Raw genomic sequence first — 19457 nt, 5'->3', positions numbered from 1 at the left:
CGAGCACAGCAAAGGTCATGTCAAGGAAAACAGTCTTCCGCATCACGGCCGATGCCGCGACGCGGAAAATACTACGCCCTCACGAGGCGGATGATCCGCGCCACCGCGGAGGGGATCGGCGCGATGACAGGCACGGTGAACATCGACTGCAGCTCGCGAGCGACCTCACCCAGCGGGCCACCGCCGATGACGACGGCATCGGCTCCATCCTGCGCGATGCAGGCCTCGACTGCATCGGCAAGAGCCGAGCGGAGCCGCGACGGATCGCGCATCAAGACTTGCGGATCGCCCGCGGCGAAGCGGGCACCGGTGTAGCGGGACCGCAATCCCAGTGCGTCCGGCAGCGCGTCGATCTTCGCCTTCAGCTGCGGCGTCGTGGTCGCGACGCCAAAACGACGACCACCCTCGGCAGCCGCCAGCATCGCAGACTCTCCGATGCCGACCGCGGGCAGCGTCATCGCCGCCTTGATCCCCGCAAGGCCGGGATCGCCGAACGCGGAAACGATGATGCCTTCACAAGACATTTGATGCGCCAGCGCGATCTCCTCGACCTCGGCCGCGGCCGCATCCAGCGCGTCGGGTGTCACGATCATCTGGGGCGCACGCGTTGCCGTGGCGCCGATGATGTCGAAATCATCGGGGGCGGCAGACTTCGCGATGGCGACCATCATGGCGGTGGTCGCCTCATTGCTGTTCGGATTGATCAGGAGGATGCGCGCGCGGCGATCGGATGTCGGCCCCATCCCCCTGCTAACCTAGGCCGCCCGCACGCCGGCAACGAAGGCGCTGACCTCGTTCTCCAGCGATTGCAGCTTCTGGGTCAACCGTCCGCTCGACTGCAGCACGAGGCCGGCGGCCTGACCGGTCTCGGCTGTCGCGTCGGTGACGCCGGAAATGTTTTGCGAGACTTGGTCCGTGCCGGAGGCTGCTTCCCGCACGCTATGGGCAATCGCTTGCGTCGCGGCGCCCTGCTCTTCGACCGCGGCGGCGATCGACGAGGAGATCTCGTTGACCTCCATGATGGTCTTGCGAATGCTGTCGATGTTGCCGACGACCTGGTTGGTCTCGGCCTGGATCGCGGTGATCTGCGAACCGATCTCGTCGGTCGCCTTCGCGGTCTGGCTCGCCAGCGATTTCACCTCGCTCGCGACCACGGCAAAGCCCTTGCCGGCCTCGCCGGCGCGCGCCGCCTCGATCGTCGCATTGAGCGCGAGCAGATTGGTCTGTGAGGCGATCTGGTTGATGAGATCGATGACCTCGCCGATCTTGTGCGCCGCCGCGGCGAGCCCTTGTACGGTGTCGTTGGTGCGCTGGCCGTCGGCGGCCGCCTTGTCGGCGACCGTTGCCGCCTGTGCAACGCGCTGGCTGATCTCGGTGATCGAGGCCGACAGCTGCCCGGCGGCCGACGCCACGGTCTGCACATTGTTCGACGCCTGCTGGCAGGCGGTGGCGACGAAGCTCGCGCGGTCGGTCGCCTTGTCAGCGGTCTCCGACATGCCCTGGGCGGCCTGCTGCATCGCGCGCGCCTCGTTGAAGACGTCGCGAACCACGGCCTGGACACTCGCCTCGAACCTGCCGGCGAGATCCGCCATCGTCTTGCGCTTCTCGTCGTCGGCGCGCAGCTTCGTCTCCTGCTGCTCGGCATGCATCCGGCCCACGGCCGACGCGTTGTCCTTGAACACGGCCAGTGCCTTGGCGAGCCCGCCGACTTCGTCCCTGCGGTCGGTATAGGGCACCTCGAACGCACTGTCGCCGGAGGCGAGGCGTTCGGTCAGGTCCGTGATTTTCGCCAGCGGCCGCGTCACGCTGCGACCGATCGCGAAAGACGCGCCGAGCACGAGCACGAGCACCGCAAGGCACACCAGGCCGAAGGTCATCGCATCCTGGCGGAAGACGGCGTCGACGTCGTCGAGATAGATGCCGGTGCCGATGATCCAGCCCCAGGGCGCAAAGCCCTTCACATAGGAGATCTTCCCGACCGGCTGCTCGAAGCCCGGCTTCGGCCAGAGGTAGCTGTAGAAGCCCGCGCCCTGTTTCTTGACGACATCGACGAAGCCGAGGAACAGCGCGTTGCCGGAGGGGTCCTTCATCCCGGCAAGATCCTTGCCGTCAAGCTCGGGCTTGATCGGGTGCATGACCATCCTGGGGGTCATGTCGTTGATCCAGAAATACTCGACCTTGTCGTAGCGAAGGCTCTTGATCTCCGCCATGGCGCCGGCCTGCGCCTGCTCGCGCGACAGCTTTCCGTCGCTCTCGAGCTTCTGGTAATGCGCAAGGATTCCATAGCCGACATCGACCATGTGTTGCGTCTTGGCCTGGCGGTCGGCGATCATCTGGCTGCGCAGGGTCGACAGCGCGATCGGCGCGAGTGCGATCATGCCGAGGAGGCTGATGCCGACAATGAGAACCAGCTTGAAACTGATGCGGGAGAAAATCATCGGTGCTCGCGAGATCTGGCGGGGCTGATATGCCAATTTATCGCGATCCCCTTAGCAAAGCTTTAAGCATTCGGGTTCCCGTTGCCCCGCGAAATCGTGCGGGCGAGGCCGCTGACATCCGGCGACGGAGGGGTCGGCCGCATCCGGGATGAAGCTCTTTAGAACTGGAAGACCTCGATATCGTCGCTCCGAACGTTGACTTGCAGAGGACCCTGGCGGAACGATCGGCGCAGATCGTCAGCGCCGGACAGCGGCGTGAGCGCAGCCGTACGCGAGAGGCACAATGCATCAACCGACATCTTCGGGGTCTCCCGACCTCACCGTGCCGAGCACCGTGCCTTCGCTGGAGGACATCATCGAGGTCTTTGCCTGCACGGCGCACACGGCCATCGAGGTTCATTGTCCCACCGGCCTGACGATGCCGGAGAGTGGGCACATCGCGCAGACGATGGCGATGAAGAGCCGGTTTGTCGGAAGCCCCACATTGCATTGATGGGACCGTTCATGCAGGACACGCCGCGAAGCGTCGATGGCTGCGACGAGTTTTGCCGCGTCGCGCTGTCGCTGTTCCGGTTCATCGACGCTGCCTATGCGACCGGCGCCTCCGATTGCTGGGAAGCCGCCTATCGCTGCGCCGACGAAGCGCCCGGCATCTCCGACAGCCCGCTGCTGGTCGCCCGCGTTGCCGCGCTGGTCAGGATCCTGCGCAGCGGGCGTCCCTGCCATCTCTGCTTCATGCCGCCGTCATGCAGGCGGCTGTCGAAGGACGAGACGGAATTGATGCGCCTGCTGGCCATCGCGCGACGCAGGGAGGCTGGGGAGCTCAAAACGGTCGTAGGCCAACTCGTCGGGATCGATCGGCAGGTTGCCGCCACGCGGGCAATCGCCGCGCTCGCAGTCTGCTGATGCTTTCGGGATGTCCAGTCGCTCCCCTCCTGAGAATTGATCGCCGGAAGGGTCTGATGGGGTGTGGCTCGAATGGATGCGTGCCAAGCTGTTCGTCAACAGGCAGGGCAATGTGACCGAACGCAAGATGGCGGTCGACGTCTCCGAGGAGCTTGCGCGCAAGGGCCAGAAGGTGCGCGAGATGACGCGTGATCTCGACATGCTGAAAATCGACGTCGACGTGATCGACACGATGATCCGGCTGCGCGGCACACACGCCGCACCCGCGACCCATGCGGAAGATGCGGCGGAGAAGCCGGCCGAAGAACCGGACGGGGAATGAGGCTGCAGCACGTCGAAGCTGCGTTTTCGCCTACGAATGGTCCTCGACCACGACACAAGCCTCCATGATCCCGTCGATCTCCGCCTTCGTCAGCACCCCGAGTTCGGCGATGAAGACGATCCGCGCGCGGGGCACGCCCTGTGCGGGTGCTTCGCCCGGCGCCAGCGTCGCGCGGCCTCCGGCGAGCTGGAACACCATCTGGCGGCCGGGCTGCTCGACCGTCTCGAACAGGCCCTTTGCGCGCGCCAATTTCGGCGCCAGCTTGCCGATCGCCTGCTGCAGGCGCGGCAGGGAGAGCGGCCGGTCGGAGGTCCAGCTCAACGTCTCGAAACGCTCTTCTGACGGACGTTTCGGACCCGGCTCGCGCGGCGCGGGCGTGCGATCGCTCGCGGGAAACAGCAGCGCTGATGGAATCTCGCCGTGTTTGGCATCGACCACGACGGCAGGGACGCGCTGTGCGCGGATCGCCTCGCGCATCCGCAGGCCGGCGCCCTCGTCCGCCAGATCCAGCTTGCTCAACGCGACGATATCGGCGACGCGCAGTTGCGACCGCATCAACGCGTCATCCAGGGCAGAAGGCGGCGTCCCGGCGTCCATCACGCACAGCACCGTCTCCAGCGGCGCCTCGCGCAGGATGACGGGGTCCATCAGATTGCGGACGATGTCGGCGGGGTTGGCGACGCCGCTGGTCTCGATGACGATGTACTCCGGCCTGGGATCACGCCGCAGCAGCGTCGACAGCGTGCGGAGCAGATCGCCTTCGAGCGAACAGCAGATGCAGCCATTGCTGAGGCTGACCACGCCGTCGCTCGCGCCAGCGATCAGCTCCGCATCGATGTTGATCGCGCCGAAATCGTTGACGATGGCGGCGATCCGCCGCCCGTCCGCGTTCGCCAGCAGGTGATTGACGACCGTGGTCTTGCCCGCCCCCAGGAAGCCCGTGACCAGGAGAACGGGGACCGGCATGGATCAACTCCCGACGACGGGACGGCGCACCGGCTTTCCGGGCCGCGCCGCGACGTCGAGCACGCCATCGGTGATGAGCGGCTGGCCGCTGACGACGAGATGCCGAACGCCTTCCGACGGCCGGTTCATCGCGGTGAAGGTCGCGCGATCGGAAAGCTTTTCGTAATCGAACACGACGATATCGGCATCGGCGTCCCTGGCAAGCCTGCCCTTGGCACGCATTGCGGGCGTGCTCTGCGACAGGATCTCCGCCGGGATCAGCGCGCATTTGCGCACGCCTTCGAGCAGCGACACGGTCTTGCGCTCGCGCACCCATTCGCGGATGAACTTCGTGAAGCAGCCGGCCGAGCGGGGATGCGAGGTGGCATCGTCAGGCAACGGCCAGGCGTCGCCGGTGTAGGTCTTGCCGTCCGACGTCGTCCACGGCATCGCGTCGGATGCGATCGCACCGCCGGGATAGAGCACCGACATGTCGAGCAGATCGCGGTGATGCGCATTGTGCTCGGTGTCGAGAATGTGCCAGAGCACCAGCGAGGACGGATCTTCGGCCTGCGCCTTCAGGAGCTCCTCGCGGTCGTGAAAGCGATAGCCGTCGGTCACGCGCTGCACGGAATCGTAACCGGTGCCGTTGCGCTCGACGAATTGCGGATCGCTGAAGAAGGCGGCGGCCAGCACGGTCGAGCCGGTGCCGTAGGGGTAGGCCTCGACCGTGATGGGCAGGCCCTGCGCCTGCGCCTTCTCGATCAGCACGCGGCAGCGTTCGATGTCGGTCTTGCTCGACGAATTGAAGTGACAGATGTGCATGTGCGCGCCGGTGGCGCCGGCATAGCCGATCAGGCGGATATAGGCTTCCGCCGCACTTTCAGGGTCGATGCGCGACATGTAGGCGACGTGGGTGAAGGTCGGCACGTCCTGCTTGGCCGCAAGCTGGCACACCGCGGTCAGTTCCTGCACGCCGGCGCCGGGCGCATAGGCATTCAAGATGCCGATACCGATGCCGCCTTCGTCCAGACCCCGCGTGAGGCGCTCGAGGATGCCCGCCACCTCCGCATCGGTCGCGACATTGTCCATCCAGCGGCGATCGCGCATGGCGTTGCCGAACGCCTCCAGCGAACTCTCGGCGTTGGATCCCGTCATCGCGCCGATGCGCGCAAAGGCCCAGTTGGTGGCGGCGCCGTAATTCAGCACGCGACCCTTGCGCGCCTGGCGCTCGTACCACGAGCCGACCGGCAGCACGCCGGCCTCGAGATCGAGCGTCGTGGTCACGCCGTCGAAGGCCTGCATGCGGTCGGCGGGGATCGACTGGCCGTGGGCGTGCAGATCGATGAAGCCGGGCGCGACCACGAGCCCGGTCGCATCGATCACCCGCTCGGCGCCGCCGAGCGAGGCGCCCACCGCGGCGATCTTGCCGTCCACCACCGCCACGTCGCCAATGGCATCCATTCCGCTCGCGGGATCCACCACCCGGCCGCCAGAGATCACCAACCCGCTCATATCGCCACTCCAAAAAGCCAGTGCCAAAAATCTCCAAAGGCCCGGCAGCAGCTTCGGAGGCACAAGACCGGCCGCATCGCCCGTCCCGGCGTGCATAGTGCAGATTTTCGGATGAACGACCACCGCCACCGATGCCGATGCTGCATGCTTGCGCGTGGGGCTGGTCGACGCCGGGAGCGCACCGGGCTGGACGCGCGACGGCGCGGCGCCGATTCGCCGGCGCAAGCGGCATAGACTTGCATTCTCGCGGCATGTCTTGCGGTAGTAGACTGGTCACTGGGCTAGCTAGATCGCCAGTGCCGGAAGCTGAAACAGGCTACGCAATCAAACGCTGCACCAGCGCCGACTCACTCGAGTAGGTCAAAAGCGCCTCGTGAGTCGCGCGGGTAACCCCGACATACGTCAGTCGAACACATTCCTCGATCGTCTCGCCGTGGCGGCCAAGCATGCCCAACCCTGCAATCGCGACGCACGGAAACTCGAGTCCTTTCGCCGTGTGCATACTCAACAAGCGCACAGCGACACGCTTCGTCGAAATTCTGTTCTTGTTGTTCTTGGCCATATCGATCGGCACGTCATGCTTGGCGAGGATCTGAGCGACCCGCTCCCCAATCCAGTGCTCCGGATAAAGGCAGGCCATTTGCGGCCACTCATACCCGGCCTTTTTCCGCCCGAGGAACCACTCGGCGACGCAGTGAGCTTCTGCGTCGATGCTCACACATTGCCGTACATCCGGCGCCAGGCCTTGCCGACCCGCATCTTCGGGCAGCAGGATGGGATTCTCGTCATCGGCGGTCGTGCCGGGAGCACCGATCACGTCGGAAGCGAAGCGTCTCGCAAAGGCAACGATCTGCGCAGTATTGCGGTAGTTGACTTTCAGCACGGTCGTTCTGCCCGACGCTTCAATTCCGAGCTGCTTCCATACCGGGCGCTCACGTCCCTTGTAGATGGCCTGTATGTCGTCGTAGACGACCATCAACGCCTTCGTGCGCGGGTTCACCATCTTGGCCGCAAGCGCGAGCCATTGCGGCTCGAAGTCGTGTGCCTCGTCGATCAGGACGGCGTCGTACTGCCCCATGGGGATATGCCCCTGATCGACAGCCTTCATGACCTCCGAAACGCTCGCAGCCAGTCGCTTTGCGTAGTCCGGATAGTCTCGCTCGGATGGAGCCGGAATCCCATACGTCCGCAGCATCCGGTAACACCAGCCATGAAAGGTAAGAACCTGCACGCGATGCTCCACGCCCCGATCCTGCATGGCATCCTCAAGTCGGCCCGCGATGCCATTGGCGTAACACAGGATGAGCACCGGCCTTGTCGCCCCGCGCGCCAGATACTCGGCGCGAAAGGCGAGGATCAGCGTCTTGCCCGATCCGGCGACGCCGCGAATGATCCGATGGCCCTCGCCCAGGCTGCGCGCGATCTGCTCCTGATGCATATCCATGACCGCGAGCGTCCGGTCGGACGGATCAGGCACGGGCGCTTCGCCCAGCGGCAAGGCAATCTGCCGTATGCGGATCTCGGGAAACAGCAGCGCACGCAGCCGGTCGAACTGCGGCATCGACAGCGGCTCTTCGAAGCGCGGCGAGACCATGCACCACAATCTAGCGCAGAATTCTTCCGGGTCTGCGCTCTCGGTCATTTCATCCTTGAACACACACAGGTGCCCGGCGAGCACCTCCTTGAGATCGGTCTGGTCGAATTGCCGGCGCGTGATGTTGGTGAATACGACACCGAAGCCGAACGGAACGATGGATTTGCCCATGAAGCGATGGCCGGGCGGAAACAGCAATTGCCCGTCCCGTTCCAGCGTGCGCACAACATCGAACGTATACTTGCGCGCCTGCTCCAGGGGATTGCTTTCCCGCACGATGCCGCGCGCCGTCAGCAATTCGACGTTGCCCTTGTCGGCCGACACGATGGACTCCAGACGCCAGTCCTTCACCTCGAGCACGAGCAGGCCGTTTGCCGGGTGAACGATGATGAAGTCCGGATGCCGATTGCGAGGCCCCACCGGGAGATTGTGCCAAACGACGGCATTCTCCTCGAGGAAGTCCTTGAGGCGCTCCGCGAGCCGCAGCTCGCCGCGCGTGTCGAAGCGCGCGAAGCCGAGGCTGGGGATCAGTGTCGCCATGTGCGTCCGAGAGGTTGAGAGCCAACTCGAAAGCCTAACATGACCTCGGCACGCTGTGGACCAATGCGCGCAGGTCTGCGACCTCGCAACTCAGGGGCTATTCCGGTGACTTTTTCTGGAAGACCCATCGGGCCGGGGCGACTTCAAACGCATCCGATGACGTTCTGAAATAGCTGGCGCTCCCTAGGGGAATCGAACCCCTGTTTCAGCCTTGAGAGGGCCGCGTCCTAACCGCTAGACGAAGGGAGCGTGAGGGCTAGCCAATAGCCTCGAAATTTGTCCGCCGCAAGGACTGAACCGGCCTTTTATGGCTCATTGGCAAATTTCAGCTTTCCGGCTGGCTTGAGCGTGCGGGCGTCGAAGGTGCGGATCTCGGTGACGCCGCCGATATCCAGGGTCACCACGAGACGGTCGCCGGCGACGCCGGTGGAGACGATCCTGGCGCCCTTCGGCAGGGTGGCGGTGACGTCGCCTGCGGTTTCCACCGCCCTTCCCTCCGACTTGAAAAGGCGGTAGCCCACCGCGATCAGGACGGCGCAGACGGCCAGCGCCGTGGTCAGCCCCGCGATCAGCATCATCCGCCGCACCCGCGCGAACAGCGCGGCCTGCTCGGGGGTCGGTTCGGGAACAGCGGTATCAGACGTCGTCATGGAAAGCTCAGGTTCAGCGCAAAGGTTGGAAGTCGTGGTCGAAGGCGACGAGGGCTCGGCCCGGCTCGACCGCGTGCTGGCGGCGCGCCTGCCGGAGCTGTCGCGATCAAGGCTCAAAGCCCTGATTCTGGCGGGCGCGGTGAGCCTCGAGGCCGCCGAGATCCGCGACCCCGCTTATCACGTCGCTTCAGGCGATACGATCATAATCGACGTGCCGGAGGCGGCCCCGCCCGAGCCCAAGGGCGAGGACATCGCGCTGGATATCGTGTTCGAGGACGACGACATCATCGTCATCAACAAGCCGAAAGGGCTGGTGGTGCACCCCGCGGCCGGGCACGAGACCGGCACGCTGGTGAACGCGCTGATCGCCCATTGCGGCACTTCGCTGTCGGGCATCGGCGGGGTGCGCCGGCCCGGCATCGTGCACCGGCTCGACAAGGACACGACCGGGCTGATGGTGGTCGCCAAGAACGATCTCGCGCACGCCTCGCTCACCGCCCAATTCGCCGACCACGGCCGCACCGGGCCGATGCGGCGCGGCTACATGGCGTTCGCCTGGGGGTTGCCGGGCCGCCATCGCGGCACGGTCGATGCGCCGATCGATCGCCATCCGCATGCGCGGGAAAAGATGGCGGTGCGCCAGGGCGGCCGCGAAGCGGTGACCCATTGGGAGCTGCTGGAGAGTTTCAACGGGCGCGACGGCAAGCCGGTCGCGGCACTGCTCGCCTGCGAGCTCGAGACCGGGCGCACCCACCAGATCCGCGTTCACCTCGCCCATATCGGCCACCCCCTGATGGGCGATGCGGTCTACGGCCCGCATTTCAAGACCAAGGCGAACCAGCTCGGCCCCGAGTCGCAGGCGGCTTTGGCGGCCCTCGGACGGCAAGCTCTGCACGCTTATTTGCTGGTACTCGAGCACCCCCGATCCGGAGAACTTCTTCACTGGGAGGCCGGCTTGCCGGAGGATTTGCTTCTCCTGGAAAGCGCCCTGAAAGCGGCGCTATGACGCAGGGCCTCTGAGAAAAGCCTTACCTTACAAAAAGTTATAGCTGCCACACGGGGACGTGACGTCAGCAATCCTTCCCTTTTTGCCCCCCGATAGGGTATATTGCGCCTGCGTTGGAAATGACCAACGGAACATCGCAGCCCGGCCGGCTTTGACAAAGCGGTCGTCTGCCTGGCCCGCCGCTATCGGGGGCCTGAACCTTTGGAGGGCTTACCAATGGCCCGTACCGCTGCTTTGCCGGTCCTCAATGGAGAATCCGGCCTTTCTCGCTACCTCGCCGAGATCCGCAAGTTCCCGATGCTGGAACCCCAGCAGGAATACATGCTCGCCAAGCGTTGGCGCGAGCATGACGATCGCGACGCGGCACATCAACTCGTCACCAGCCATCTTCGGCTCGTCGCCAAGATCGCCATGGGCTATCGCGGCTACGGCTTGCCGATCTCCGAGGTCGTCTCGGAAGGCAACGTCGGCCTGATGCAGGCGGTGAAGCGTTTCGAACCCGAAAAGGGCTTCCGTCTCGCCACCTATGCGATGTGGTGGATCAAGGCGTCGATTCAAGAGTACATCCTGCGTTCCTGGTCGCTCGTGAAGATGGGCACCACCGCGAACCAGAAGAAGCTGTTCTTCAACCTGCGCAAGGCCAAGAGCAAGATCAACGCGCTGGACGAGGGCGATCTCCGCCCCGACCAGGTGAAGATCATTGCCAAGCGCCTCGGCGTCACCGATCAGGACGTGATCGACATGAACCGCCGCCTCGGTGGCGATGCGTCGCTCAACGCGCCGATCCGGGACGACGGCGAAGCCGGCGAATGGCAGGACTGGCTGGTCGACAATACGCCCAACCAGGAAGCCATGATGGCGGAGCACGAGGAATATGATCACCGCCGTGACGCGCTGAACGGCGCGATGGGCGTGCTCAACCCGCGCGAACGCCGCATCTTCGAGGCGCGCCGCCTCGCCGATGAGCCGATGACGCTGGAAGACCTTGCTGCCGAGTTCGGCGTGTCGCGCGAGCGCGTCCGCCAGATCGAGGTCCGCGCCTTCGAGAAGGTGCAGTCCGCGGTCAAGGGCACGATCGCAAGGGCCGAACAGGCCGCGCTGGAAGCCGCGCATTAAGCGCGGCTTTTTCCGGCGCCAGAGATTGGCGGATCGACAAGCGACGAAAAGCCGGCGGCAACGCCGGCTTTTTTGTCGTGTGAGCCGGAGCATGGTCGTGAGGGGCGCCGGCGGGACATCTTGAACGCTCGTGGCGGGTCAACCGACCAAAGATGATCGGGCCACATCCAAAAGAACGGACACGTGCCGTGTCGATCATCCTGCAATCCACCGTCGGCGGCTTCTCGGCCCAGTTCATGCGCAAGCTGCCGCTGGTCGAGCAGGCCATGCGCGACCATGGCCTCGATCCCGCGGAGTTCGTGATCTCCAAGGACTATGCCTCGACCGCGACGATCCCGATCATGGGCCCGTTCTTCTTCAACTACAGCGTCTACTTCGGCGAGGAGGAATTCACCGTCACCGAGCCGAACGACATGGTGTTCCTGGACTACTTCTTCAAACGCGTGCTGGCCGCGGACGGGCCGCCGGAATTGCCGGAGCAGCCGGGATTGATCCGCCGCTTGTTCGGCTGGATGGCACAGCCGGTTTGACGCGCGCTGGTCACTCCCCCCATATCCGCGCCAGCGTCGCCAGCCAGCAGCCTTCGCAATAGCGGGCGTCCTTGAAGTCGATCCAATTGTGGGCATAGACGTGGTCGAGCGGAATGCCGTAGCGCGCGCGCAGCACCTGGACCAGGATCTTCCATGCCGCGACCTGCGCCTCGGTCGGACCGGTCGCGACATCGGGATAGTTGCCGGCGAACTCGACGCCGATGGAATTGTCGCGCACGACCTGATGATAGGTCGTGCTGTTGTCGACGTATTTGTTGTCGTTGCGGTTGGCGCCGTCGGTATGGGTCGGCACCAGATTGTCGGCGACCGACCAGTAGACCGTGCCGTCGGTCTCGACCCAGACCATCACGCCGCGCCGCGTGGGGTTCTTCGACTGCTCCTGCGCGCCGCCGCGCGCCGAGCCCGTCGGCCCCTCGGTCTGGTGCACGATGATGTTACGCCAGGGATGGGCATTGGCGACATCGCCCCAGGGCGCGAGCCAGACGATCTTCAGGCCGGGGATGTCGGGCGTGCCGGTGCTGCGCGCGAGTCTTGAGAGCTCGGCATCGGCGGCGACGGCGGGAGCGATCAGGAGTGCGGCGAGAACGGCCGCGAACAGGCGGGACATCATCACGGGGATCCAACAACGGAGCCCAGCGTAGCAGGATCTACGCGAATTTGCGCGTGGCCTCGCCGAGACCGGGCGCCTCTGGCGAGAGCGGCGGAGCCTGGTCGAAGATCGCAAAGTCGTTCTTGCCGTTCTTCTTGGCGGCATAGAGCGCGTGGTCGGCGTGGGCGATCAGCCGGTCCGGGAATTGGCCGATGCCGCGATCCCATTCCGCAACGCCGATCGAGATCGCGATCGGGATGTCGTTGCCGGAGCAGCCGGCGGCATCCTGGCGGCAGACCTCGAGGATGCGGCGGGCGATCAACGCACCTTCGCGCATGGAGGAGGACGGCAGCACGACGCAGAACTCGTCGCCGCCGGTGCGGGCGAGCAGGTCACCGGGCCGCAAGCGCGTCTGCGCCATCAGCGTGAAATGCTGGAGGCAGGCATCGCCCGCGGCATGACCGTGGGTGTCGTTGATGGTCTTGAAGCCGTCGAGGTCGATCACCAGCAGTGAGAACGGCTCGCCGCTGCGCTCCGAGCGGGCACATTCCTCCGACAGCCGCTGCAGCAGATGACGGCGGTTGGCGACGCCGGTGAGGTCGTCGAGCAGCGCAAGGTCGGCGACCTCGTTGCGCAAGCGGTCCATCGCCATCAGCAGGAAGCCGAAATTGAGCGTCATCGACAAGAACAGCAGCAGCAGAACCATGACGGCATGGGTCTGACCGCCGGCTCGCGCCGAGAAATCGTAGCCGAGCACATTGCCGGCCGTACGGATCAGGAAGATCCCGATGATGGTGAGGATCACGATGCCGGACAGCCGGGCTCCCGGACTGACGCGGCCCTCGGGCGGCGCCAGCAACAGGCGCAGTGACAGCACCAGCGGCAGGCCCTGCCCTACCGTGTAGAAGAGCATGCGCAACTGCATCTGCTCGAAGCCGACCATGAAGACCACGACGCCGGCGAGGCTGAGAATCCCCGTCCCGGCCATCAGACGCAAGTGCACCGGCCGGTCGTAGAAGCGCTGGATGCCCATGGCGGCGAAGCAGCTCGCCGCCATGATGCCGGCGGCACCGAGCAGCAGCGGCAAAGGCGACTCGACGAACAGTCGGATCAATGCGGTCATCGCACCGGCCGCGCCGACGAAGGCCGACGCCATCCAGTACCGCGCGGCCTCGAATTTCGGATAGGAGCGCGTCACATACGCCCAGATCAGGCCGAGCGCCGAGAAGTTGACGACGAAGACCATCCAAAGCGTCGGTACGTTCAGCATGGCGCCCGCAGTACGCGCAGCGTCCCGCCCCCTGTCTCTGGCAGAAGTCCGTCCATGACCCGTCCCCGTGTTCTTGCGGAGGATCATGCGCGGGCGCACTTAACGGAACCTCACTGCAACAGTCGAAAGCGCGCCCTTGGTTTTGGATTCATGAACGCCGCGGCGCGATTATCAGATCGTTAGGCACGTCGCCCGCGACGGTGCGCGAACGCGCTCAGCCGAGCTGCCGATGCGGATTCGCGGACCAAAAGCACCTGAAAACGCATCTGAGCTGTGGATAACGCAATGACACAGATGTGACAGCGCGGGGCAGGCGGCTGCGAATCTGCTGAGTTTGTCATCGAGGATGTTGCGAGGCTGGCCCTCCGCCGAGCGTTCCTCGTGTCGCGTTTCACCATTAACCCTTAAGAGGATCCTATGGCTAAGAAAGCGAAGAAGGCGAAGAAGGCGACGAAGAAGAAGGCCAAGAAGGCCGCCAAGAAGAAGTAACTCCGGAAGTTTCTTTGCCCGGGTGGAGCACGCTCCGCCCGGGCGTCGGGCAAGGCCGGGAGAGTTTGAAGGTAGCGGGCGCGAGGCCCGCTTTTTTATTAGCTACCGCTCGGCGAAGGCCAGCTTGGCGCCCAGCAGGGCAAAGCCCGCCGCAAAGGAACGGCGCAGCCAGGCCATCACGCCGGGACGGGAGACGACGCGCTCGCGCACGGACGCCGCGCACAGGCCGTAGACCACGAACACGGCAAGGGTCATGGCAATGAAGGCGCCGCTCAATTCCAGCATCCGCGCCAGCACATGCGCCTCGTCCGCGGCGATGAACTGCGGCAGGAAGGCGAGGAAGAAGATCGAAAGCTTCGGGTTGAGGATATTGATCAGGAAGCCGGTGACGATGACCCGGCCGCTCGAACGCTCCTTGATATCAGCCTCGACCGCAAGCGCCCCCGTCTCTCGCAGCGCCTGCCAGGACATATAGAGCAGATAGGCCACGCCGCACCATTTCAGCGCAGCGAAGGCCATCGCGCTGGTGTGCAGCACGGCGGCGAGGCCCAGCATCGCCGCGACCATGTGCGGCACGATCCCGAGCGTGCAGCCGAACGCCGCCGCCACGCTGGCGCGCGAACCGCGGGTCAGCGCCGCGGCCAGGGTGTAGAGCACGCCGGTGCCGGGCGAGGCGACGACGATGAGCGAGGTGAGCAGGAAGGACCAGGACATGATCCGTCCCTATCACCCCCGCAGCTCGCGGAGAAGTCACGACACGGTCAGCTCCCCCGCCGGACAGACCTCAGTTCAGCTGGGCGATCTCGGCTTCGCGCAGCACGTCGAGCGGCGCCCAGGGCTTGGCCCAGAATTTCGCGCCCTCGGGCAGGGGCCGCGTCAACGGGCGGCCCGAGGTGACGACGACGTCGAGCTTCGGATTGCGATCCTTGGCCATGTGCGCGAGCTCGACGCCGCTCATGCGGCCGGCGAGCTGGACGTCGGTCAGCATCAGGCAGAGCGCGCCGGCATTCTTGTCCAGCACGCGCTCGGCGGCTTCCGCACTCTCACACTGGATGACTTGATACCCGCTCTCTTCGAGCAGGAGACTGAGCATCTCCCGCTGCATGGCGTCGTCTTCAACGATGAGGGCTGTTGCCGGAAACGGCCTGGATTGTCCCATCGGTGGCTCCCAATGCTGCTTGCCTCCGTCCAAGTGTCCCATGTTAAACAAGGAGCCCCGGTCTGGTTCGGGACCATTCTGAAAAAATATAGATCCGTGTTCCCTTCGCGGATCCTGACGGGAGGCATCATGACGGCGATTCGCGGCGCGGCCGCCATCACGGGAGCGGCGAGCGGCATCGGCCGCGCGCTCGCGATTGAACTCGCCAGCCGCGGCTGCGACCTCGCGCTCGCCGATCGCGACGAGGCCGGGTTGAAATCGCTCGCCGCCGAGATCGGCCAGGGAAACGACAAGGCGCGCAGGATCAGCGTGCACCGCGTCGACGTCGGCGAACCCGATGACATCGCGCAATTCGCGCGCGAGGCCGTCGCGGCGCATCCCGCGCTCGACATCGTCATCAACAATGCCGGCGTGGCGCTGATGGGGACGTTCGAGGAGATCGACCAGGCGCAGATGGACTGGCTGTTCGACATCAATTTCTGGGGCGTGGTGCACGGCACGCGCGCCTTCCTGCCGCACCTGAAGGCACGGCCGGAGGCGCATATCGTCAACGTCTCGTCGATCTTCGGCATCATCGCGCCACCGGGACAATCGGCCTATGCGGCGGCGAAATTCGCGGTGCGCGGTTTTTCCGAGAGCGTGCGCCACGAGCTTGCGGTCGCGGGCAGCCCGGTCAAACTGTCGGTGGTGCATCCCGGCGGCGTCGCCACGTCGATCGCGCGCTCCTCGCGCACCGGGGTCGGCGTCACCGACAATGCGCGCCGCGCGCAGATGATCGACCGGTTCGAGAGCGCGGCGCGGACGACGCCGAGGGACGCGGCGCTGCGCATCATCAGGGGCATCGAGAAAAACGAGCCGCGCATCCTGATCGGCAACGACGCCAGATTCATGGATATCCTGCAGCGCTTCCGCCCGGGGACCTACTGGGCGCCCTTGCAGCGGCGGCTGGAGAAGATGGCGAAGGGGAAGTAGGGGACGCGACGGCCTCTCCCCACCTCCGCCCCTACCGCCCCACCAGCCGGTCGGCAAAATACCCGATGGTCTTGCGGTAGATCACCGCCCTGTTCCACTCGCGCATCGCATCGAAATTGGCCGAGCCTTCGTCATAGGGCTGGCCCATCTTGAAGCCGTTCGAGTGCAGGAGGTTCGCGGTCGAGGCGAGCACGTCGGCGACGCTGTGGCGGAGGTCGACATGGCCGTCGCCATCGAAATCGACGCCGTATTTGATGTAGGAGGACGGCAGGAACTGGGTCTGGCCGATCTCGCCGGCATAGGCGCCGATGAGGTCGCGCAAGGGAAGGTCGCCGCGCTGCACGATCTTGAGCGCGGCGAGCAGTTCGCCCTGGAACAGCTCGGTGCGGCGGCAATCATGCGCGAGCGTCGCAAGCGTGCGGATCACCGGCAGCTTGCCCATGTCGCCCTTGCCGAAATCGCTCTCCAGGCCCCAGATCGCGACCAGGATCTGCCTGTTAACGCCGAACTGCTGCTCGATGCGCGAGAGCAGCGCGGCATGGCGCTGCAGCAGCGCGCGGCCGCCATTGATGCGGCCGGGCCCGACGCGGGTCGAGACATACTGCTCGAAGCTCTTGTTGAAGGTGTAGCGCTGGCGCCGGTCGAAGGCGAGCACGGCGCCATCCTGGGTGATGCCGCCGAACGCCGCGCTGGTCACGCCCGCCGAGACGCCGGCGGCTTGCGCTTCCGCGCTCATGCTGGCGACAAAGCTGTTGAAGTCGCCGCCGCAGCGCGCGGCCTCGGCCGACCCGCCGGCCAGCGAAACAATGACGGCGGCGGCGAGAAGCGGTCTCAACATCCGAAAAAATCCTCATGCCCTGGGGCGCAAAACTGCCGGGGATCATGCCCGGGAACGGGGTTCGGGTCAAAGCGGCGCGTTTGATCCGCATCAACGTGCCTCGCGCGCTTGCTCATAGATTGGCACGAACAGGAGCGCCGCCCAGGAGACGAGCCATGACCGGAGTCACGCTGACCGCCGACCAGATCCGCAACGCACCAGCGCCGGTGCGGGAATGGATCGAGCAAGAGGTGATCCGCTCGCTCGGCCTCGTGCCCCGCGCTCCCACTGCGGCCGCGACGGCGCAAGCCGCCCATCTCGTCGCCTGCAGCGTGGAAGACATGGCCGGCGTGGTCGAGCATATCCGCGGAACGTTCCCCGCGGTCAACGTCCTGTTCGAATTCGGCCGGCCGGGCGTCAACTACGGTCAGCCCGCGGTGATGACGTTCCGTCTGATGGACATCCTGCACCACACGCGGCTGCAGCAGATCGAACAGCTCATGACCTGCCTGGAGATGATCAACAAGGCGCTGGCCGAGGTCAGGAAGGACCCGTCCGCGCGCTTCTGCGGCTTCGACAATGAGGGCCACTGCCTGATCGCGCCGCAGACGCAGGCCAGCATCGCCGCGCTCTGGCAGGACATGATGGCGCGTCAGCAGGCGCAGCAGACCAGGGCGAACGACCGGATCGCGCCGGCCGCGTAAGCCGGATCGAGCACCTGTGCTTGCGGAGAATTCGTCATGCCCGACACCGGACGACGCGCCGGCCCGTCCTCCATCCGCCTGCTGCGCATGCCCCTCCTCCGCCTGCTCGCCATCAACCTCGCGATCGGCGCCGGCGCTGCAACGCTCCTCGTCGGCGGCCTGCTCTGGCTCAACCCCGGACATCTGCGCGAGCTGATCTTCGCCGATCGCGCGCCGGGCATCGGGCTCACCGTGCTGCTCGCATCGTTCGTCATCACCTTCGGCTCCGCCGCGATGGGCAGCGCGATCATGGCGCAGGGGCGCAAGGAGAAGGATGGCGGAAGCCGCGGCGGCCACACATCGCATTTGGCCGCGCAAGAAGTCACGCGGCGCACACGGCCGATGTGATAGGCGCAACGCACGAACCAACCGGGGCGAAACAAAAACCGCAAAACAACCCCATGCACAGTAGGAGCGCAGCGACGAGCGCTGCGCCTTTTCCGAATACGGGTTGACCCGTCGGGCAAAACAGGGGTATGGTGTCAGCATCGCAGACCGCGGACATTGGCACCCTGCCCGCGCCGCACCCTCCGCGCGTCGTGCGATCGACCCTCATGACCGACGACACATGAATCCCGGTACTGCATCCCGCTGCGCATGGTCGCTGGCATCTCGCAGCTCGGCCACCCGCGCGTTCTCGTTGCGTTGCGAGAGGCAGCAAGATGAACAGGTCATGTCAACGAACCAATGATGTGCTTTCGAAATTGTGGGAACCCGCGTGGACATCTGCTGCATATCTGATGCGCTTGCTGCGACATCGTCGCCACCATGATTTGCCTTGCCACGGCAGAGCGTAAGTTATAGCCTTCTATCTCAGGTTGTTGCCCTGCCAGCCCCGGGCAGCGTTGAAGGCCAAAATAAACGGCGGGCTTGTCGGCCCGCCGTTTATCGCGGTGCAGGGCCGCGGGCGGCGCGCAAGGCGCGGCCGGGCATCGCGAAAGCAAGCACAATCAAACGGTTCCACGGCCAGCCTGACCGGCGTTTCGGCTGGAACGTCGCTGTCGACATCGGCGCGAAGCCATTTGACTGCGGCGCCCTGATCGACGACAAGCCGCCATGGCCAAAAAACCCGGAACCAACCCGAAGGGCGAATTCGCCTTTTTCAACGTCGTCTACGAAGACGGCTCCCAACGCTCCAACCGCCGCGTGCCCGCCGAGCTGCTCGGCGGCCTCGACGGCGACGAACCCGCGCGCGGCTTCATCATGGAGCAGGACCGCGAGATCGCGGAAAAGAGCGGGCGGCCGGCGTTGGAGATCAAGAGCCTCGATCGGGTTGGGGCGAAGAAGAAGTAGAGGGCCACGGCTCGACGAGATTGGGCTGAACTGGTGCGACATCGGGAGTTCACCTCTCTCTTGGGTGAGGTCGGCGCGTCCCGGGCGATGCGAAGCATCGTCCCGCGCACCGGGTGAGGGTTTCCGGTCTCACCATGTGCAGCGCTCCCTCACCCGATTTGCTCCTGGCGATGCCGGCGTCGCAGACGGGGCAGCGGGTGTTGCAGCAGACGGTGAGATGGGGTGGCATCGATGCGCCTTTCGCGTCGGAAGTATAATCCGAGACGAAGCCAGATAGGAATTGAGCGTATCGAGCAGGTTGGGGCGAAGAAAAAACACGTAGACCAGTATACGGCCGCCGGCTTGGTTGAGTCATATCGATTTCGACGAAACGAATAGCGGCCTTTTCGCTTAGGGTGTGACTCATAAAGGCGAAGATGTCAGCTTCTGAGGGCCAAGCGGAAATCTTCTGATCAGTCAGAGCACTACCGCTTGTGACCCTGGCTGCGTGAAAACGACGAGTCAGATAGAGATCGTCTCGGGGTTTCGGAGACGACCGATGC

General features: G+C 65.1%; 21 protein-coding genes and 1 tRNA gene. 10 read left to right on the top strand and 12 right to left on the bottom strand.

Annotated elements, in window-relative coordinates:
- Nucleotides 1-71: 71 nt before the first annotated feature.
- Both QY049_RS34460 and QY049_RS34455 read right to left on the bottom strand, forming a co-directional pair.
- Entirely contained in the window at nt 72-743 is a 672-nt protein-coding gene (locus QY049_RS34460) for an aspartate/glutamate racemase family protein (RefSeq protein WP_258765308.1), read from the bottom strand.
- A 12-nt stretch (nt 744-755) separates the two neighbouring features.
- Nucleotides 756-2438, bottom strand: coding sequence for a methyl-accepting chemotaxis protein (locus tag QY049_RS34455; protein ID WP_258765307.1), 1683 nt, complete (start codon nt 2436-2438; stop codon nt 756-758).
- Between the two features lie 283 nt (nt 2439-2721).
- Here QY049_RS34455 and QY049_RS34450 point away from each other — a divergent pair, with 283 nt between their 5' ends.
- The 3 genes from QY049_RS34450 (at nt 2722) to QY049_RS34440 (ending at nt 3666) form a co-directional block, all read left to right on the top strand.
- Nucleotides 2722-2931 carry a hypothetical protein gene (locus tag QY049_RS34450; protein WP_258765306.1) on the top strand — a complete coding sequence of 70 codons (210 nt, stop codon included), beginning with the start codon at nt 2722-2724 and terminating at the stop codon, nt 2929-2931.
- An 11-nt stretch (nt 2932-2942) separates the two neighbouring features.
- The gene (locus tag QY049_RS34445; RefSeq protein ID WP_258765305.1) at nt 2943-3344 is read left to right on the top strand and encodes a hypothetical protein; all 402 of its coding nucleotides are present in this window, start codon (nt 2943-2945) and stop codon (nt 3342-3344) included.
- Between the two features lie 76 nt (nt 3345-3420).
- Nucleotides 3421-3666 carry a hypothetical protein gene (locus tag QY049_RS34440; RefSeq protein ID WP_258765304.1) on the top strand — a complete coding sequence of 82 codons (246 nt, stop codon included), beginning with the start codon at nt 3421-3423 and terminating at the stop codon, nt 3664-3666.
- 30 nt (nt 3667-3696) lie between these two features.
- Here the strand turns inward: QY049_RS34440 and QY049_RS34435 are convergent, their stop codons facing one another.
- The 5 genes from QY049_RS34435 to QY049_RS34415 form a co-directional block, all read right to left on the bottom strand.
- Nucleotides 3697-4632, bottom strand: a complete 936-nt coding sequence (locus tag QY049_RS34435; RefSeq protein WP_258765303.1) for a GTP-binding protein — start codon at nt 4630-4632, stop codon at nt 3697-3699.
- 3 nt (nt 4633-4635) lie between these two features.
- Nucleotides 4636-6126 carry an amidohydrolase family protein gene (locus QY049_RS34430; protein WP_258765302.1) on the bottom strand — a complete coding sequence of 497 codons (1491 nt, stop codon included), beginning with the start codon at nt 6124-6126 and terminating at the stop codon, nt 4636-4638.
- Nucleotides 6127-6442: 316 nt separating this feature from the next.
- Nucleotides 6443-8260 (bottom strand): DEAD/DEAH box helicase, encoded by a 1818-nt coding sequence (locus tag QY049_RS34425; protein ID WP_258765301.1) that lies wholly within the window; start codon nt 8258-8260, stop codon nt 6443-6445.
- 174 nt (nt 8261-8434) lie between these two features.
- Nucleotides 8435-8509, bottom strand: a tRNA-Glu gene (locus tag QY049_RS34420).
- Nucleotides 8510-8565: 56 nt separating this feature from the next.
- Nucleotides 8566-8910, bottom strand: a complete 345-nt coding sequence (locus QY049_RS34415; protein WP_258765290.1) for a hypothetical protein — start codon at nt 8908-8910, stop codon at nt 8566-8568.
- Here QY049_RS34415 and QY049_RS34410 point away from each other — a divergent pair.
- The 3 genes from QY049_RS34410 (at nt 8909) to QY049_RS34400 (ending at nt 11562) form a co-directional block, all read left to right on the top strand.
- Nucleotides 8909-9916, top strand: coding sequence for an RluA family pseudouridine synthase (locus QY049_RS34410; RefSeq protein ID WP_258765289.1), 1008 nt, complete (start codon nt 8909-8911; stop codon nt 9914-9916). The genes QY049_RS34415 and QY049_RS34410 overlap by 2 nt on opposite strands.
- Before the next feature lie 216 nt (nt 9917-10132).
- Nucleotides 10133-11032, top strand: a complete 900-nt coding sequence (gene rpoH, locus QY049_RS34405) for an RNA polymerase sigma factor RpoH (RefSeq protein WP_100178250.1) — start codon at nt 10133-10135, stop codon at nt 11030-11032.
- A gap of 188 nt (nt 11033-11220) precedes the next feature.
- Nucleotides 11221-11562, top strand: coding sequence for a hypothetical protein (locus tag QY049_RS34400; protein ID WP_258765288.1), 342 nt, complete (start codon nt 11221-11223; stop codon nt 11560-11562).
- A gap of 10 nt (nt 11563-11572) precedes the next feature.
- Here QY049_RS34400 and QY049_RS34395 read toward each other — a convergent pair whose 3' ends face one another.
- From QY049_RS34395 to QY049_RS34380, 4 genes are all read right to left on the bottom strand, one after another.
- Nucleotides 11573-12193 carry a peptidoglycan recognition family protein gene (locus QY049_RS34395; RefSeq protein WP_258765287.1) on the bottom strand — a complete coding sequence of 207 codons (621 nt, stop codon included), beginning with the start codon at nt 12191-12193 and terminating at the stop codon, nt 11573-11575.
- A 37-nt stretch (nt 12194-12230) separates the two neighbouring features.
- Nucleotides 12231-13442, bottom strand: a complete 1212-nt coding sequence (locus QY049_RS34390) for a GGDEF domain-containing protein (protein WP_258765286.1) — start codon at nt 13440-13442, stop codon at nt 12231-12233.
- 591 nt (nt 13443-14033) lie between these two features.
- A complete protein-coding gene (locus QY049_RS34385; protein ID WP_301270426.1) occupies nt 14034-14645 on the bottom strand; it encodes a LysE family translocator in 612 nt (203 codons plus the stop codon).
- A gap of 70 nt (nt 14646-14715) precedes the next feature.
- Nucleotides 14716-15090 (bottom strand): response regulator, encoded by a 375-nt coding sequence (locus QY049_RS34380; protein ID WP_258765284.1) that lies wholly within the window; start codon nt 15088-15090, stop codon nt 14716-14718.
- Between the two features lie 129 nt (nt 15091-15219).
- Between QY049_RS34380 and QY049_RS34375 the strand changes: the two genes are divergently transcribed.
- Nucleotides 15220-16062: an SDR family oxidoreductase gene (locus QY049_RS34375; protein WP_258765283.1), complete on the top strand. Its 843-nt coding sequence runs from the start codon at nt 15220-15222 to the stop codon at nt 16060-16062.
- 31 nt (nt 16063-16093) lie between these two features.
- Here QY049_RS34375 and QY049_RS34370 read toward each other — a convergent pair whose 3' ends face one another.
- Nucleotides 16094-16900 (bottom strand): lytic murein transglycosylase, encoded by an 807-nt coding sequence (locus tag QY049_RS34370; protein WP_258765282.1) that lies wholly within the window; start codon nt 16898-16900, stop codon nt 16094-16096.
- Between the two features lie 155 nt (nt 16901-17055).
- Here QY049_RS34370 and QY049_RS34365 point away from each other — a divergent pair, with 155 nt between their 5' ends.
- The 3 genes from QY049_RS34365 (at nt 17056) to QY049_RS34355 (ending at nt 18915) form a co-directional block, all read left to right on the top strand.
- Nucleotides 17056-17583 carry a hypothetical protein gene (locus QY049_RS34365; RefSeq protein WP_258765281.1) on the top strand — a complete coding sequence of 176 codons (528 nt, stop codon included), beginning with the start codon at nt 17056-17058 and terminating at the stop codon, nt 17581-17583.
- A gap of 36 nt (nt 17584-17619) precedes the next feature.
- Nucleotides 17620-17970 carry a hypothetical protein gene (locus QY049_RS34360; RefSeq protein WP_258765280.1) on the top strand — a complete coding sequence of 117 codons (351 nt, stop codon included), beginning with the start codon at nt 17620-17622 and terminating at the stop codon, nt 17968-17970.
- Nucleotides 17971-18678: 708 nt separating this feature from the next.
- On the top strand, nt 18679-18915 hold the full coding sequence (locus QY049_RS34355; protein ID WP_194477704.1) for a hypothetical protein: 237 nt from the start codon (nt 18679-18681) through the stop codon (nt 18913-18915).
- Nucleotides 18916-19457 lie beyond the last annotated feature (542 nt).

It is taken from the genome of Bradyrhizobium sp. WYCCWR 13022 (assembly GCF_030435535.1).
Classification (GTDB): Bacteria; Pseudomonadota; Alphaproteobacteria; order Rhizobiales; family Xanthobacteraceae; genus Bradyrhizobium.
The sequence above is the reverse complement of the archived record's forward strand: the minus strand, read 5'-3'. Positions and strand labels throughout refer to the sequence as shown.

Excerpts from the sequence above, each read along its gene's own strand:
- QY049_RS34460 (WP_258765308.1), bottom strand. The coding sequence starts at position 743 with ATGGGGCCGACATCCGATCGCCGCGCGCGCATCCTCCTGATCAATCCG.
- QY049_RS34455 (WP_258765307.1), bottom strand. The coding sequence starts at position 2,438 with ATGATTTTCTCCCGCATCAGTTTCAAGCTGGTTCTCATTGTCGGCATC.
- QY049_RS34450 (WP_258765306.1), top strand. The coding sequence starts at position 2,722 with ATGCATCAACCGACATCTTCGGGGTCTCCCGACCTCACCGTGCCGAGC.
- QY049_RS34445 (WP_258765305.1), top strand. The coding sequence starts at position 2,943 with ATGCAGGACACGCCGCGAAGCGTCGATGGCTGCGACGAGTTTTGCCGC.
- QY049_RS34440 (WP_258765304.1), top strand. The coding sequence starts at position 3,421 with ATGCGTGCCAAGCTGTTCGTCAACAGGCAGGGCAATGTGACCGAACGC.
- QY049_RS34435 (WP_258765303.1), bottom strand. The coding sequence starts at position 4,632 with ATGCCGGTCCCCGTTCTCCTGGTCACGGGCTTCCTGGGGGCGGGCAAG.
- QY049_RS34430 (WP_258765302.1), bottom strand. The coding sequence starts at position 6,126 with ATGAGCGGGTTGGTGATCTCTGGCGGCCGGGTGGTGGATCCCGCGAGC.
- QY049_RS34425 (WP_258765301.1), bottom strand. The coding sequence starts at position 8,260 with ATGGCGACACTGATCCCCAGCCTCGGCTTCGCGCGCTTCGACACGCGC.
- QY049_RS34410 (WP_258765289.1), top strand. The coding sequence starts at position 8,909 with ATGGAAAGCTCAGGTTCAGCGCAAAGGTTGGAAGTCGTGGTCGAAGGC.
- QY049_RS34415 (WP_258765290.1), bottom strand. The coding sequence starts at position 8,910 with ATGACGACGTCTGATACCGCTGTTCCCGAACCGACCCCCGAGCAGGCC.
- rpoH (WP_100178250.1), top strand. The coding sequence starts at position 10,133 with ATGGCCCGTACCGCTGCTTTGCCGGTCCTCAATGGAGAATCCGGCCTT.
- QY049_RS34395 (WP_258765287.1), bottom strand. The coding sequence starts at position 12,193 with ATGATGTCCCGCCTGTTCGCGGCCGTTCTCGCCGCACTCCTGATCGCT.
- QY049_RS34390 (WP_258765286.1), bottom strand. The coding sequence starts at position 13,442 with ATGCTGAACGTACCGACGCTTTGGATGGTCTTCGTCGTCAACTTCTCG.
- QY049_RS34385 (WP_301270426.1), bottom strand. The coding sequence starts at position 14,645 with ATGTCCTGGTCCTTCCTGCTCACCTCGCTCATCGTCGTCGCCTCGCCC.
- QY049_RS34380 (WP_258765284.1), bottom strand. The coding sequence starts at position 15,090 with ATGGGACAATCCAGGCCGTTTCCGGCAACAGCCCTCATCGTTGAAGAC.
- QY049_RS34375 (WP_258765283.1), top strand. The coding sequence starts at position 15,220 with ATGACGGCGATTCGCGGCGCGGCCGCCATCACGGGAGCGGCGAGCGGC.
- QY049_RS34370 (WP_258765282.1), bottom strand. The coding sequence starts at position 16,900 with ATGTTGAGACCGCTTCTCGCCGCCGCCGTCATTGTTTCGCTGGCCGGC.
- QY049_RS34365 (WP_258765281.1), top strand. The coding sequence starts at position 17,056 with ATGACCGGAGTCACGCTGACCGCCGACCAGATCCGCAACGCACCAGCG.
- QY049_RS34360 (WP_258765280.1), top strand. The coding sequence starts at position 17,620 with ATGCCCGACACCGGACGACGCGCCGGCCCGTCCTCCATCCGCCTGCTG.
- QY049_RS34355 (WP_194477704.1), top strand. The coding sequence starts at position 18,679 with ATGGCCAAAAAACCCGGAACCAACCCGAAGGGCGAATTCGCCTTTTTC.